Raw genomic sequence first — 14,929 nt, 5'->3', positions numbered from 1 at the left:
AATTCCGGGCTGCGGACCATCCTATGGAAAGACACCTGTTAATTTACCTCGCTCTTCTTCTGTTTATTGCAGGAAACCCAGCGCCGGCCGCTGCCCAAAAGTTCTCGCTCGAATCCGTTATGAGCCATCCTTTCCCGGCTGAGCTTTCCGCTGCCGCACAGGGGGCACGTCTGGCCTGGACCTTTAATGAGCGGGGAAAGAGAAATGTGTATGTGGCTGAAGGACCTGATTTTAAGGCGCGCCGGCTTACAAATTACTTGCAGGATGATGGGCAGGAAATTACGGGCGTGTCTTTGTCTGCGGACGGGCAGTGGGCGGTGTATGTGCGGGGCGGCGAGCATGGCTCTATCTGGGATGAGCACGAGACGGTAAATCCTTTGGGCAACCCTATCCCCCCGAAGGTGGAAGTATGGACCGTGCCTTTTGCGGGTGGAGAGCCGATTCGGATAGGAGAGGGCGGGGCGCCGGTCATCTCGCCCAACAACAGGGAGGTGGCTTATACTTTCAAAGGCCAGGTATGGATCGCCTCGTTGGATGGGACAGTGCCTGCCCGGCCGCTTTTCGTAACGCGCGGCTCGGTAAGCTCGCTGGAGTGGTCACCGGATGGGGCGCAGCTGGCCTTTGTTTCTAACCGCGAGGGGCATGCGTTCATCGGCGTCTACACCAACCCCGAAACCCCCATCACCTGGATTGCGCCTGCCTTTGCGCGCGATCGCTCGCCGCGCTGGTCGCCGGACGGGAAACGGCTGGTATTTGTGCGTACGCGTGGCGCAGGCGGGGCACCGGAGCCCTACCTGCAGCGGCAGCACCAACCCTGGTCCATCTGGACAGCCGAGGTAGCTACCGGTAACGCCACGCAGCTATGGGAAGCGCCGGAAACCTTGCGAGGGTCAGTGCCCAGAACCAACGGTGGCTTTAACCTGCACTGGGCGGCGAATGAGCGCATTGTGTATACTTCTTACGAGGATGGCTGGCCCCACCTGTACGCTATTCCGGCAGCGGGAGGGAAGCCTGTGTTACTGACGCCCGGTGACTTCGCCGTGGAGCATGTAAAGCTGAGTCCTGACAGAGCGTGGCTGGTGTTCAGCGCCAACACCGGACCCGACAAGGAAGACATAGACCGCCGGCATGTGGCGCGCGTTCCGGTGGATAAGGCCAAAATGGAACTACTGACCCCGGGGGATGGGCTGGAGTCCATGCCGGTGCTGACGGGCAATGGGCAGACGCTTGCCATGCTGAGCGCCACCGCGCAGCGTCCGCCGCTGCCTGCCGTCATGGACTTCAGGCGGAAAGCAAAGGTGAGGCTGTTGGCAACGGAACTTATACCGTCCGATCATCCGCAGCACAAACTGGTAAAGCCAAAGCAGGTAAGCTTTCAATCTGCGGACGGGCTGACGGTGCACGGGCAGCTTTTCGAGCCCAAGGGCGGCAGCGGTAAAAAACCGGCCATCGTGTACATTCACGGCGGCCCCTCGCGTCAGATGCTGCTGGGCTGGCATTACTCGGACTACTATAACAACGTGTATGCCATGAACCAGTACCTGGCAAGTATGGGATTTGTGGTGCTGTCGGTCAACTACAGGCTGGGCATAGGGTACGGCTACGATTTCCAGCACCCCGATAGCAGCGGCGAGACCGGGGCCTCGGAGTACAAAGATATACGCGCTGCCGGCAGGTGGCTGGCCCAGCAGCCGCAGGTGGATGCCCGACGCATCGGGGTATACGGCGGCTCTTACGGCGGCTATCTTACGGGCCTCGCCCTGGGCAGGGATTCAGAACTGTTTGCCGCCGGCGTCAACATCCATGGCATGAGTGACCTGACCTTCGGGGAAACAGCAGGGGTCCTCTACCCGAACCGCCACGAGCGGGCGCCGGATGCGGAGGAGGCCGTTGAGGTCATGTGGAAGTCCTCTCCGGCCGCTTTCGTCGATTCCTGGACCTCGCCAGTGCTCCTGATCCATGCCGATGATGACAGGAACGTGGATTTCCGGGATAGTATGGACATGGTGCGGCGCCTGGAAGAGAAAGGTGTACCTTATGAGACGATGGTGCTCGTGGACGATACCCACCACTGGATGTTGTTCCGCAACGCGATGAAAGTGAATGCCGCCACGGCCGATTTCTTTCAGCGAAAACTGATGCAGCAGGTGGAGTAGCCTTAACTTATACTTTAGTTTATACTTGATTTATACTTTGGGGTGAATGGAGTAGCTGCCTACCGCTTGCGCCGCGGGCTCCACCATGCCTTCCGGGTAAATCGTTACCTCGCCCACCGCCAGCCCTTGCTGAGTTTCAGCAGGTGGCATTCTCCAATAAGGGCACTGCCGGGGGAGGGCTTGCGGAGAAAGTTCATGTTCAGGTTGGTGGTTACGGCCAGGGGCTCCAGACCAATCTCGCCAAGTATAGCCACGTAGAGCGCCACGTCCGCAACGGCCTTCATCACCGGGCCGGAGCTCATCGGTGCCGATCTGATGCCGCACCGTGGCAGACATTGGCCCGACTTCCTCCACCGTGATCTTGGTCTGCGGGAACTACGTTGCCAGGAATTCTGCCAGTTGTTTCTTCTGGCTCATGTTGTCTTTTAAACGCTCTCGTAAAGTATAAAGCTACCTAACCAGCTCCTGCATCAGCCTGTCCAGTGTCTCCTGCGGGTTGCAGCAAAGGCCGGGGTGCACGGCGGAGGTCTGCACGATGGTGCTGCGGTTGGCGGTCAACCACCGGAAACGTGAGGCAGTGCCCAGGTGGCCGATCGGGCCGCCCTCTTTGCGCCCGGCGCATACTTTCTCGAACGCACAGAGGCGTTCCCGCAATTCCTGCAGGTCGAGGTCCGGGAAGATGGTGCGGAGCCGGTTTTCATCCAGCTCATACTTTGTTTGCAGGAACCCCTGGGAGGCGCATAAAAGTATAACGCCCACGTTCAGGAATTCCTCACGCTCCACCCTCGGCACCACGCGGATCACGGCGTACTCAAATAAGTGCTTTTCTGGCATGTTGCGCTCCTGTTACAAAGGTTTCGGAATGGGCGAGACGGGTCTCTAAGAAGGTGGCGTAGGCCTGGCGGTGCTCGGCGGCCGTCTCAAACGGGGAGTCTGCCTCCAGGAGCCAGGTGTCCGGAATGGTGGCAAGTATGGCTCGGATAACCTCGGGCGTAAGTATGGCGCTGAATTCCCTGTTCACCGCCTCCAGTTCTGTGGCAAGTGGTAACAGTACGTGGTCCTTTATCTGCGCGAACGGTCGCTTGGCCTGCTCCTCCCAGTTGCCCCAGGAGTGATGGAAGAAGAGCGCGGCGCCATGGTCGATAAGCCATAGTTCCTTCTTCCACATGAGCATGTTGGTGTTGCGGGCGGTGCGGTCCACGTTCGTCACCAGGCTGTCGAGCCATACTATTTTAGAGGCCAGCTCAGCGTCGGGGGTGGTTACCACAGGGTCGAAGGTGATGGCGCCGGAGAGGTAGTGCAGCGCCAGGTTAAGTCCTTCGCTGGCCCGCAGCAGGTCCTGTATCTCTTCGTGGGGCTCGGTGCGGCCGAAGGCCTCGTCAAGCTGCGCGAACACGATCTCGGGCAGCTTAAAGCCCAGCACGCGGGCAATCTCGCCCACAATCAGCTCCGCGATCAGCACCTTTACGCCCTGCCCCGCACCCCGGAACTTGAGCACGTAGAGGAACTCATCGTCGGCCTCCACAAGGGCGGGCAGCGAGCCGCCCTCACGCAAGGGCGTGACGTAGCGCGTCACTTCCACGGTCCTTATCTCTGGTGGGTTATACTTCATACTTTGTCGCTTTGATGGAATGTGAGGCATCCGGAGCCCCGCAATAAAAAAGCAAGTATACGCAAGAAAATTGGTGTTCTCGTTGTTCGTCAAACGTTACTGGTTAATCGTTGTTTGTTTATCGGGCTCTAAACAACTTTATACTTTCTAACCTTCTAACTTCCCAACTTTCTAACTCCTAAACTCTCTAACTCCCAAACTCTCTACACTTTCACCTGCTTCCAGGTGCCGCGCCTGAACAGCCACCAGCTTACCAGCGCATGAAGGGAGTGGCAGCAGGCAATGGCTATGAAAATGCCGGTGTAGGCCATGTCCAGGTAAAGGGCCAGCGTGTAGGCAAGCGGAATCTCCAGGAGCCACAGCACCACGATGTTGATGAGGGCAGGGGTGCGGGTGTCGCCGGCGCCGTTAAAGGCCTGCACCATCACCATGCCAAGACCGAAAAAGATGTAGCCCAGCGTGATGATCTGCAGCGCCTCGGTGGCAATGCCGATCACTTCAGTATCATCCGTGAAAAAGCTGGAAAGGTGCTTCCCGAAAAGTATGAAAATGAGTGTGACGGCCGCCATGAACACCATGTTGTAGCGGGCCGTCAGCCATACGGCCAGTTCGGCCCGTTTGGCCTTGCGGGCACCCAGGTTCTGGCCTACCAGCGTAGCCGCCGCGGAAGAAAGCCCCCAGGCTGGCAGTAGCGTAAAAATGATTACCCGAAACGCGATGGTGTAGGCGGCCAGTGCGTTGCTGCCGAACTCGGCGATGAGCCTGGTGAGGAGAATCCAACTGGCAGAGTCGATCAGGTACTGGCCCACGCCGCCCGACGAGAGCTTCAGGATGCGGTACATCACTTTAAAGCTGAGCACCAGGTTATCGCCGGTGATTTTTAACAGGTGCTTTCCGTTGAACAGGTGGTAGAGTTGGTAGACCACGCCCAGGCTTCTGCCAATGGTGGTGGCCCAGGCCGCGCCCGCCAATCCCAGCCCGTCAAAATGGCCGATGCCGAAGATCAGGAGCGGGTCGAGGAGGATGTTAGCGCCGTTGGCCAGCCAGAGCGCGCGCATGGCCAGGTGCGGCTGGCCCGCTCCCCGAAAAGCGCCGTTGATGAGGAAGAGCAGGATAATGGCTACGTTTCCCGCGAAAATTATCCGGGCATAGGCCAGGCCCTCAGTGACGACTTCGGGCGAGGCTCCCATCAGCGTCAGCGTTTCGGCCGCGAAGTAGGTGGCCAGGCCGCCCATCAGCAGCGACAGGAGCAGGCCGGTCACGATTAGCTGGAAGGTTATACTTCCGGCCTCATGGAAATTCTTCTCCCCAACCCGCCGCGCAACCAGCGCTGCCGCCGCAATGCTGATGCCCATGCCCACTGCGTAGATGATCATCAGCACCGACTCGGTGAGCCCCACCACGGCCAGTGCGTTTGAGCCAAGCCTGCCCACAAAGAAGATATCGACGATGGCAAACAGCGACTCCATCAGCATCTCCAGAATCATGGGGATGGCCAGCAGCACGATGCTATGCTTGATGCCAAGGGTCGTATAATCCTGCTCCTTGCCCTTAATGGCAGACCATGCGAGCTGCAGAAAGTCTCTGAAGTTGGCCATAGGGAAGAGGAGAGTTTATATTTTGGAGAGTGCTTTACTTGCTTTGCCAGCTAAAGGTTAGCGTTCATAACTGCCTTTTTCGCTCTGTAAGAAAGTATAAATAACCCAGGTTATGATTAAATCACCCAAGCTGGGGGTGTTTTATCAAAGTATAGCAAAGCATGAATTACTGGCTGCCTGATGTCAAGTATAAGCAGGCGTTTTTATACTTGAGGCGTGACCGCGATCTTGAGCACCACCTTCCGCACCACCTGTTCCCCGGTCACCATGGCGGCGTGGGCATCATCCGGGTAAAAAATAGTGAACGAACCGGCGGGCACCTCGAACCAGCTGGTCGCCCTGTCGGGGAAGAAGGCCGCGTCGCGCTCGTCCTGGTAGGGATCGTTGGGCGCCGCGCACTGGGCCATGTCTTTCCAGCCCATCCGGTCGGTGCCCGAGATGATGTACTGGATGTCGATGTACTTGCGGTGCACCTCCAGTTTGTACGCCTGCTCCGTTACGCCCGGCCCGTCAGAGATAATGGCGAAGAGCTGTTTCCCCACGATTTCATGCACCCCGGTTGCTGCTGTCTTCAGGTCTGTTTCGCGCAGGTAACGGAAAGCCTGCTCAAAAAGCGGGTGTAAAGAATAGTAGCGCTGCGCGTTGTCGAGTTTATCAAGAACCATGGGAGTTTAGGAGTTAGAAAGTTTAAAAGTTAGAGAGTTAGAAAGTATGGGCGCCTTACTTTTCGGCTGTTGTCTCTTGTTAAAAAGTCCTTTGTCTTATGTCAAAAAAGTCTTTTGTCTAGATACCTGATACTTGCTACGAGATACGGACATCAAAACGAACGAAACACCGATTTATACTTGTTATAAAATGCTATTTTTGCTGTAAATTAAAAGATAAGAATTGATCTATCCAGAAAACTTTGAAATAAAAATAGGCTTTGCACAGGTGCGCGAGATGCTGTCGGAACTCTGCCTGAGTCCGCTGGGCCGCCACTTTGTGAACCGCATGGCTTTCCTGAACCGCCACGACCTGGTGGAGCGGCTACTGCAGCAAACCGACGAGTTCAAGCAACTGCTGGAGTCGGATGCCGAGATCCCGCTGCAGCACTACTACGACGCCACCGCCTACCTGGACCGGGCCGCCATAGAAGGTTCCTATTTGGATGTGTCAGCTTTCTTTGAGATCAAGATGTCGCTGCGCACCATCCGCGACTCGCTGCGCTTTATCTCCGAGGCAGAGGAAGGCAAGTATGAAGCCCTGAAGGAGTTGGGTGCCAACGTAAGTGTGGAGCGCTCGCTGCTGGCCGCCCTGGACAAGGTGGTGGACGATGCCGGTGCCGTGCGCGACGATGCCACCCCCGAGCTGCAGCGCCTCAAGCGCGACCTGATCGCGCAGCAGGCAGTCCTGCGAAAAACCATCTCCTCCATACTTCGCCATGCTAAAAACGAAGGCTGGACACCTTCTGACGTGGAGCCCACCATACGCGGTGGCCGCTTGGTGATACCGGTTATTGCCGAGCACAAGCGCCGCATCAAGGGCCTGATCCACGATGAGTCGAACACGGGCCAGACGGTATACATAGAGCCGGAGTCTATCTTCGAGCTCAACAACGACATCAAGGACCTGGAGAACGCCTACCACCGCGAACTGATCCGCATCCTGATGAGCCTGACCAGCACGCTGCGCCACCACATACCGGAGTTGCGCAAGGCGTACCAGTACCTGGGCCTGCTCGATTTTATCCGGGCCAAGGCCGCCTTTGCCCGCCGCGTGGAGGCCAGCAAGCCGAGGCTACAGAAGTATCCGCTCATTAACTGGAAGCAGGCGTTTCACCCGCTTTTATACTTGGCCCACCGGCCGATCGGCAAGCCAACCGTACCCATGGACCTGGAGCTGAACCAGGAGCAGCGTATCCTGTTGATCTCCGGCCCAAACGCCGGTGGTAAATCGGTGAGCCTGAAAACGGTAGGCCTGCTGCAGTACATGCTGCAGTGCGGATTGCTGATTCCGGCGGAAGATGGGTCTGAGGCAGGTATTTTCCACGATATTTTCATTGATATCGGGGATGAGCAGTCGATTGAGAACGACCTGAGTACCTATAGCTCGCACCTGACCAACATGAAGAAGTTCGTGACGGTGGCCGACAAGCGCAGCCTGGTTTTAATAGACGAGTTCGGTACCGGCACAGAGCCTATACTTGGCGGTGCCATTGCCGAGGCGGTGCTGCAAACGCTGAACGAGAGCAAAGTATACGGCGTCATCACCACGCACTACACCAACCTGAAGAACTACGCCGAGCGCACGCCGGGCATTGTGAACGGCGCCATGCGCTACGATCACAAGCATCTGCAGCCGCTCTACCAGTTGGAGATCGGGAAACCGGGCTCTTCGTTTGCGATTGAGATCGCCCAGAAGATCGGCCTGCCAAAGCATATCATCGACAGGGCCAGCAAGCTGGTGGGGAAGGACAAGATCCGCTACGACCGCCTGCTGGAAGAGCTGGAGACGGAGAAGCAGGAGCTGGAGAAAAAGACGCGCGAGGCGGCCAAACTGGAGGAGAAGCTCAAGCGCCAGGTAAAGGACTACAGCGACCTGAAGAACTTCCTGGAAGACAGCAAGCAGGAGATCATGCGCGAGGCCAAGGGCAAGGCCAAGCTGCTGTTGAAAGACGCTAACCAGAAAATCGAATCCACGATACAGCAGATAAAGCAGAGCCAGGCCGAGAAGGAGAAGACCAAGGAGGCCCGCCGCGAGCTGGAAACCTTTGCCCAGGAGGTACGCAAGGAGGAACCGCGCCCGGCCCACAAGCGCATCGCCAATGGAAGTATAAAGGAGGGCGATCACGTGGCGCTGGTCGGGCAGGACTCCGTAGGCCAGGTGGTCAATATAAAGGGGAAAACCGCGGAGGTATTGTTCGGTGGCCTCAAAACGATTGTGAAGGTAGACAACCTGGAGCGGGTAGAGGGGCAGGTGGCCAAGCAGAAGAAAGCCAGGGCAGAGAGCGACGGCGGCGGGTATAGCCGCGGCATGAACATGACGCAGCGCATGGCCGACTTCGCCAGCACCCTCGACATCCGGGGCGAGTATGCCGAAGACGCGCTCACCAAAGTGATGAACTTTACGGATGAGGCGCTGATGCTGGGCATCCCGGAGATCAAGATCATCCACGGCCGCGGCAACGGGGTGCTGCGCCAGGTGGTGCGCGATTACCTGCACTCGTTGCCGGAGGTGGCAAGCGTAGGCAACGAAGCTACTGAGCGCGGCGGCGACGGTGCTACCCTGGCGGTGCTGAAGTAAGTATAAAGTATAAATTAAAACAGCTGCGGCTCCCATACTCGGGAGCCGCAGCTGTTTTAAGGGCTTACGATGATACCAATTCTAGTTGCTTGCCTGTAGTCAGTTTATACTTACTGCGCGCTCCAACCGCCATCTATAGGAAGGCAGGCACCCGTCATCTGCGCGGCGGCGTCTGAGGCCAGGAACAGCGCCAGCTGCGCGATGGCCTCCACGTCCACAAACTGCTTCACGGGCTGTTTCTTCAGCATCACCTTCTCCACCACCTCATCCTCCGACATAGCATGCGCCCTGGCCTGGTCTGCGATCTGTGCCTCCACGAGCGGGGTTTTTACATAGCCGGGACAAATGGCGTTGCAGGTAATATTGAAAGGAGCCCCCTCCAGCGCCAGCACTTTGGTAAGCCCGGCAATGCCGTGCTTGGCCGCCACATAGGCCGCCTTAAACTCTGATGCGCGCAGGGCATGTGCCGAAGCGATGTTGATGATCCGGCCAAAGCGCCGCTCCTGCATCCCCTGCCAAACTGCCTTGGAAGTATGAAACGACGAGGAAAGGTTCACGGCAAGTATGGCGTCCCACTTCTCCTCCGGGAACTCCGCCACCGGCGCCACATGCTGAATGCCGGCGTTGTTCACCAGCACATCCACCTGCCCCAGCTGCTGCGCTGCCTGTTGCACCATCTGGCGTATCTGCTCGGGCTGCAGCATGTTGGCCGGCGAGAAGTATACGTTTACCCCATGCTCCTGCGCCAGCTTGTCCGCTATTTCCTCGCCGTTCTTCTCCAATCCGTTTACCACTAGGTTGTAGCCCTGGGCGGCAAAGGCGCGGGCCAGCCCCAGGCCAATGCCGCTGGTGCCGCCGGTTATCAGTACATTCTTCATATCTATACTTTGGGTTGATGTTAGGGAATGAGTAAAAATGCCGAAGCGCCCCGGTAGAGCGCTTCGGCGGTAAAATAACCTTCTTAACCTTTCACTCTCATATTAATACTTGCCGTTGAGCACGCTCAGGTTCGGGAGCAGTTTTTCGGTCAGGTCGAAGCGGAGCTCTACGGAGTAGAGGCGGCCGATCTCCGGTGAGCCCACGTACTCGCGCTGCGCCGTATCGAACAGGTTGCTCACGCTGGCACCCAACGTCATCCACTCCTTCAGCTTATAGCCGGCGCTCAGGTCAACAGAGGTAAAACCACCCAGCGGACCGTAGTTATAATTGTAGGGGGCTACTCGTCTGCCTTGGTTCTCTCTGGCGGCGATCTGGACACCGGAGTAGAAATCGTACTCAGGCAGGATGCGCACGTTCACGGAACCGAAGAACTTCTTGTTGAACAGGTCGCGGGCGGTGAAGTTGAAGTTGTAGCGGTGCTTGGCCGCGTTCAGGCTGCTCTCTGATACAGACACTTTCCCGTCGCCATTGGCGTCGTTGTCCAGGTTGTCGGTGTCGGTGATGTTGGAGTTGAAGTAGGAGTACTTGGCACCCACGCTGAAGAAGTCGTTGAGGTAGTAGTTAATGCCCAGGTCGGTTCCCCAGGAATCAACATCGCCATAGTTCAGGTAGGTGAGGTAGTAGTTCAGGGCGTTGGCAGCCGTCTCGGTCACGTCTTTGTCACCTTTCAGAACCACCTTCTCTTTACCCATGAGTGGCGTAACGGCGGTGAGCGGCGAGATGAAGTTCTCTGACTTGGAGTACCAGGTGCTCAGGTCGATAAACACTTTATCCGTAGGCGTGCCTTTATAGCCAAACTCGAAGGTCTGCACCTGCTCCGGCTCCAGCTTGTCGATGGTGCGCGTCTGGTTCGTCTCGGTGTTGCGGATGGTCAGGCCGGCGCCGTTGCCAAGTATGGCCAGTGCCCCGTTGTTGAGGTAAAACTCCTGGAACTGGATGGATGGTGCGGAGTAGGCACTGCCCCAGGTGGCGCGGAAGGTGCCTTTCAGGGCATTATACGTCAGGGCTGCCTTTGGGCTGTATTGAGCACCGTAGTTGTCGTGGTTGTCGTAGCGGATAGCACCTAAAGCCTTGAATTTGTCGGTGATGGCATACTCCAGCTGCGCCACCACGCCGTACTGGCTCAGGATGATGTCGCCGGCTGCGTCGTCCAGGTAGGTCTGGCGGCTATAGGCCACGTCGCGCTGGTAGCTTACGCCGGTAATCAAATCGAGCTTGCCGAAGCTGTTGTTGTACTGCACCTCGCCGTTGATGCGGTGGCTCTTGTCGATGAAGCCGGGGAAGGCAATGGCTGGGGAGCCTTCGCCGATCTCTCCGGGCTTGGCGCCTGTCTTGGAGTAGCGGGCTGCCTGGTCTTCAGAATAGCCCATGGCGCGCAGGGTGTAGTAGTTGGTGGTGCGGGCATTGATCTGGTAGGTATCACCGGCATCGTTCCAGGTGCTGTAGAGCTGGGCAAACACGTGCGGCGACACGAAGCGGCCCTGCAGGTACTGGAAGGTCCAGCCGTTGATCTGGTTGCGGCCGTTGCTGGTCACGCCAATGTTATCGCCCTGGCCAAAGCCATAATCCAGTATAAGGTCGGTGGTTTTGGTTGGGCTAAAGTATAAAGCCGAGCCGAAGCGCTTCGATTTAAAGCCGAAATCCACGTCATACTCCGGCAGGGCACCCAGCGCAGCGTTGTACACGGTGTCCACAAACCTGAAATCCTGGCCCTCGGTGTACTCGCCGGTTATCTTGTAGGCAAACTTGTCGTTGATCACGGCAGCGTGGCGGGCGCGGGCGCTGAGCACATCCTGGTTGCCGGCGCCAATGGTTACGGTGGTGCCTGGGTGGCGGCGCGGGTCTTTGGTGATGGTGTTGATGACGCCGTTGTGCGCATTCGGTCCGTACAGGGCCGAGGATGGGCCGAGAATCACCTCCACCCGCTCAATATCCTCCTTGATGGTGGTGTTGTAGAAACCGGCTGGCAGGCCCGTTCCGCCCGGCAGCATGGAGTTGCGGCCGTCCGTCATCTGGTACATCTTCACGTTAAAGGCGTTGTTAAAGCCGCGGGCGTTGATGCCCACGCCGATCACACCGGAGCGCACCACCTCCACACCCTGCACCTTGTTGAGCAGCTCGCCGATGTTAAAGGAAGGCATCGCCTCCAGGTCGCGGGAGGAGATAACGCTGATGGCGGCCGGGGCCTCGGTGAGTTTCTCGGGGCGGCGCGTGGCCGATACCACCACTTCCTCGCCCATCATGGTAGCGGCCTGCATGGTGATGGTGCCCACATTGGCAGTGCCATCGGCCCCCACTATTACCGGCATATCGGGAGAGGAGTAGCCCACGTAGGAAATGCGCAGGCTATATGTTCCGGCCGGCACGCTCTGAATCAGGAAATCGCCATTGGCGTCGGTGGTGGCGCCTTTGCTGGTGCCTTTCAGGAGCACCGTGGCGCCTACCAGCGCCTCTTGGGTGTCTCCGCCTACCACGCGTCCCTGCACAGCGCCGCTTTGGGCCATGGCTGCCTGTGCCACACAGACGATAGACAGCAGGAGTACGTAAATTTTTCTCATGGTTAGTAAGGTTAGATAAAGTGATTTTTTAGTGTTCCGTTTCGTGTGTTCGCAAGTATAAAGTATGATCGCAAGTATAAAATCAATCCAGAAAGTCTCGTACGGCCTTGTTAAAGGCCTCCGGCTGCTCAAACTGCAGCATGTGCCCCACCTGCGGCAGTAGCACCACCTGGCTGTTGGGTATCCGCTCCTTGCCGATGTCAGCCACTGCTTTCGTGGTGAGGGTGGGGTTGAAGTAGCGGTTGGGGATCAGCGCGTCGTTCTCCCCGAAAAGTATAAGCGTGGGCACCTGCAGCTGCGGCAGCTTGTCGTGCACCGGCTCGTCCACCATACTGGCCACACCCTGCGCCACAGCCTGGCTGTAGTCCGGGAACTGGGCGGAATTTAGCATCTCCACGCGCTCCTCTACCATAAACTGTGCATCGGCCGGCATCTGGAAGAAATTGACCTTGATGTTGGCAGCAATCTGCTCAGGCGTGGTCTTGGCAATACTTTCCGGCGTGACGGTGGCCTTGAACAGCTGCTTCTGCTGCTCCGTGAAGGTCTCCAGCCCAGCGGGGGCGGCCAGGATGAGCTGTTGCACCCGCTCCGGTGCCTGCAGGGCCGCGGTGATGGCCACCTGCCCGCCCATGGAATGGCCCGCCAGCACCGCCTTTTCGATTTTCAGCTCATCCATCAGGGCCAGCACCGCATCCGCATACGCTTTCATGCCTACCTGCGCATTTTCCTTGGAGGATTTTCCGTAGCCCGGCAGGTCCAGGGCGATGATCCGGTAGTGTTGGCTCAGTTCGGGTATGTTCTTGTTCCAGGCGGGCAGGTAGCTACCCAGTCCGTGGATGAGGATAATGGTCTGCGGCCCCTTTCCCTGATCCACATAGGCGATAATCTGGCCATCGGGCAAGGTGACTTTCCGCACCGGGTATTTATACTTCAGGCCCTCGAAAACCGGGTCGGCAGTGGTTGCGGCGGCGGCCGTTCCAGACCTGGAGGCCGGTGACTGGCACTGGGCGTTCAGGCTCAGCAGGCCCCCGAGCAGGAGCGCTACGTATAGTTTTGCGTTAGTTCTCATACACGGGTTCGGTTTTAGGTGTGGCAGGAACACTCACTTCGGCAGGCTTTCTGAAAGTATAGTATAAGGAGAATCCGACAATGACGGAGGCAACTATCGCCAGTGCAGCGGCAATGCCTGGATTACGAACAGGGGCATCCATGTAGGAGGTAAGGCCGCCATAGTATACTGCAAAGTGCACGGCCACCGAGGTCAGCGAGGCCGCCACCGGCGCCACCAACGGCACCCGTTTCAGGAACATCCCGAACAGCACCGGCACAAACGCCGCCGAGAAGTAGGCGTACACCCCGTTCTGGGCGAAAATGCCCACGCTCAGGTTCGGGTACAGCAGCTGATCGAACGTGAGAAGTATGGTTACTCCAGCCAGCGCCACAATCACCAGGCGGTTCACCAGGACGCTGCGCGCTTCTATTTTTTGGCCAAAGATGGGGGTAAGGATATCGGAGGTGATGGTGATGGACAGGGACTGGATCAGGCCTTCGAGGGTGGAAAGACCCGCCGAGATGAGCCCCAGCACCACCAGCAGCCCCACATACACCGGGAACTCGCTCACCACATAGGCTGTCATGATGCCATCCAGCGGAATCGCCTCGCCGTTTATACTCAGGTCCGGGAAGGTGATACGGGCGTAAAGTCCTGCCACCACCACCAGGAAGAACAGGCCCTGCGTAACGAGGCCCACCAGCAAGTATAAATTCACGTCCTTCTCCTCTTTGAGCAGCAGCGACTTGGTGATGATGTGCGGCTGGCACACAATGGCCACCCCGATGATGATCTGGCAGAAGATGATCTCGAAATAATCGCGGAACAGGAAGCTCTGTGGGTTGGTCGGCTCCACCAGCAGCGGGTCGATGGCCGCCAGCTTGTCCAGAAAGCCCCGCACACCGCCGCTGAAGTGCTCGTAGCCGGACCCCAGAAGTATAAAAGCCACGATCACCATCAGCAGGGCCTGTATCATGTTGGTATAGACCATGGAGTTGGCGCCGCCAAACATCATATAGCCGAACACAAACACCACAATGCCCACGCACACGTACAGTTCCGGCTGGTTCAGCACGCTGGCCAGCACCTTCGTCAGGCCCACGCAGATGAGCACGATAAAGGTGATGAGCAGCAGCGATAAGAAGGCAAAGAACATCGTGTAGCCTTTGCTCTTGTACACGGCACCCATCCACTGCGCCATCGTCTGCGCCTTCACGGCTGTGCCCATGCTTCGGAAGCCCTTGGTAAGTATAACCAGCGATAGTAGCGCGGCAGCTGGCAAGGCAATGGCCATGGAGATAAAGCCACTCACGCCATAGAGCGCCACAAAGCCCGGGTTGATGATGAAGGTGGCGGCGCTCGTCATGGAGGCAGCCAGCGACAGCCCCACCGCCACCGGCGAGAAGACCACGCTGCCCAAGGCGTAATCAGAGATGGAGCGGATGCGCAGCGCGCCCCGTACCACAAAGAAAAGTATAAGCGCAGCATATGCGGAAACAAGTATCCAACCAGCCGTTACAAGTTCAGAAGGGGCCAAGTCGTTCATAAGGTCAGCGTTACAGGTGTTGCTTTGTCCTAAAAATGTAGGAATTATTTTACATAGTATCGTACCTATACTTGCCAACTCAGCATATTTTAAGGTGAAATCAGGAGTGTGTGTGGTGAGGTGTTTTAAGGATGAGTGAGTGGTTGCTTATTACATCTTGAGGATAGTATAAAGATGCTGTCTC

Annotated in this window: 11 protein-coding genes; 2 read left to right on the top strand and 9 right to left on the bottom strand. The window is 57.6% G+C overall.

The genetic code is table 11. The features are described 5' to 3' along the window. Positions 1-23: 23 nt before the first annotated feature. Positions 24-2,156: a S9 family peptidase gene (locus A3841_RS04765; protein ID WP_073851146.1), complete on the top strand. Its 2,133-nt coding sequence runs from the start codon at positions 24-26 to the stop codon at positions 2,154-2,156. Between the two features lie 104 nt (positions 2,157-2,260). Here A3841_RS04765 and A3841_RS20475 read toward each other — a convergent pair whose 3' ends face one another. From A3841_RS20475 to A3841_RS04740, 5 genes are all read right to left on the bottom strand, one after another. Next, positions 2,261-2,458 (bottom strand): PaaI family thioesterase, encoded by a 198-nt coding sequence (locus A3841_RS20475; RefSeq protein WP_206073059.1) that lies wholly within the window; start codon positions 2,456-2,458, stop codon positions 2,261-2,263. A 148-nt stretch (positions 2,459-2,606) separates the two neighbouring features. Continuing rightward, positions 2,607-2,990, bottom strand: coding sequence for a DUF3037 domain-containing protein (locus tag A3841_RS04755; protein ID WP_073851145.1), 384 nt, complete (start codon positions 2,988-2,990; stop codon positions 2,607-2,609). Beyond that, on the bottom strand, positions 2,968-3,768 hold the full coding sequence (locus A3841_RS04750; RefSeq protein ID WP_073851144.1) for a HipA family kinase: 801 nt from the start codon (positions 3,766-3,768) through the stop codon (positions 2,968-2,970). The genes A3841_RS04755 and A3841_RS04750 overlap by 23 nt, the downstream gene beginning before the upstream one ends. A gap of 203 nt (positions 3,769-3,971) precedes the next feature. Next, a complete protein-coding gene (locus A3841_RS04745; protein ID WP_073851143.1) occupies positions 3,972-5,366 on the bottom strand; it encodes an MATE family efflux transporter in 1,395 nt (464 codons plus the stop codon). 203 nt (positions 5,367-5,569) lie between these two features. Continuing rightward, positions 5,570-6,031 (bottom strand): YhcH/YjgK/YiaL family protein, encoded by a 462-nt coding sequence (locus A3841_RS04740; RefSeq protein WP_073851142.1) that lies wholly within the window; start codon positions 6,029-6,031, stop codon positions 5,570-5,572. 223 nt (positions 6,032-6,254) lie between these two features. Here A3841_RS04740 and A3841_RS04735 point away from each other — a divergent pair, with 223 nt between their 5' ends. Next, positions 6,255-8,651 (top strand): endonuclease MutS2, encoded by a 2,397-nt coding sequence (locus A3841_RS04735; protein WP_073851141.1) that lies wholly within the window; start codon positions 6,255-6,257, stop codon positions 8,649-8,651. Positions 8,652-8,761: 110 nt separating this feature from the next. Here the strand turns inward: A3841_RS04735 and A3841_RS04730 are convergent, their stop codons facing one another. From A3841_RS04730 to A3841_RS04715, 4 genes are all read right to left on the bottom strand, one after another. Next, the gene (locus A3841_RS04730) at positions 8,762-9,529 is read right to left on the bottom strand and encodes a 3-hydroxybutyrate dehydrogenase (protein ID WP_073851140.1); all 768 of its coding nucleotides are present in this window, start codon (positions 9,527-9,529) and stop codon (positions 8,762-8,764) included. A gap of 102 nt (positions 9,530-9,631) precedes the next feature. Beyond that, a complete protein-coding gene (locus A3841_RS04725) occupies positions 9,632-12,148 on the bottom strand; it encodes a TonB-dependent receptor (protein ID WP_073851139.1) in 2,517 nt (838 codons plus the stop codon). Positions 12,149-12,230: 82 nt separating this feature from the next. Next, positions 12,231-13,217 carry an alpha/beta fold hydrolase gene (locus tag A3841_RS04720; RefSeq protein WP_073851138.1) on the bottom strand — a complete coding sequence of 329 codons (987 nt, stop codon included), beginning with the start codon at positions 13,215-13,217 and terminating at the stop codon, positions 12,231-12,233. After that, entirely contained in the window at positions 13,207-14,745 is a 1,539-nt protein-coding gene (locus tag A3841_RS04715) for a sodium:solute symporter family transporter (protein WP_073851137.1), read from the bottom strand. The genes A3841_RS04720 and A3841_RS04715 overlap by 11 nt, the downstream gene beginning before the upstream one ends. Positions 14,746-14,929: the final 184 nt, after the last annotated feature.

Origin of the sequence: Pontibacter flavimaris (genome assembly GCF_001907195.1) — a bacterium.
Lineage (GTDB): Bacteria > Bacteroidota > Bacteroidia > Cytophagales > Hymenobacteraceae > Pontibacter > Pontibacter flavimaris.
Note: the sequence above shows the minus strand (reverse complement) of the source record. Positions and strands in the feature narration are given on the sequence as shown.

Coding starts and splice junctions, on each gene's coding strand:
- A3841_RS04765 (WP_073851146.1), top strand. CDS start 24: ATGGAAAGACACCTGTTAATTTACCTCGCTCTTCTTCTGTTTATTGCA.
- A3841_RS20475 (WP_206073059.1), bottom strand. CDS start 2,458: ATGAGCTCCGGCCCGGTGATGAAGGCCGTTGCGGACGTGGCGCTCTAC.
- A3841_RS04755 (WP_073851145.1), bottom strand. CDS start 2,990: ATGCCAGAAAAGCACTTATTTGAGTACGCCGTGATCCGCGTGGTGCCG.
- A3841_RS04750 (WP_073851144.1), bottom strand. CDS start 3,768: ATGAAGTATAACCCACCAGAGATAAGGACCGTGGAAGTGACGCGCTAC.
- A3841_RS04745 (WP_073851143.1), bottom strand. CDS start 5,366: ATGGCCAACTTCAGAGACTTTCTGCAGCTCGCATGGTCTGCCATTAAG.
- A3841_RS04740 (WP_073851142.1), bottom strand. CDS start 6,031: ATGGTTCTTGATAAACTCGACAACGCGCAGCGCTACTATTCTTTACAC.
- A3841_RS04730 (WP_073851140.1), bottom strand. CDS start 9,529: ATGAAGAATGTACTGATAACCGGCGGCACCAGCGGCATTGGCCTGGGG.
- A3841_RS04725 (WP_073851139.1), bottom strand. CDS start 12,148: ATGAGAAAAATTTACGTACTCCTGCTGTCTATCGTCTGTGTGGCACAG.
- A3841_RS04720 (WP_073851138.1), bottom strand. CDS start 13,217: ATGAGAACTAACGCAAAACTATACGTAGCGCTCCTGCTCGGGGGCCTG.
- A3841_RS04715 (WP_073851137.1), bottom strand. CDS start 14,745: ATGAACGACTTGGCCCCTTCTGAACTTGTAACGGCTGGTTGGATACTT.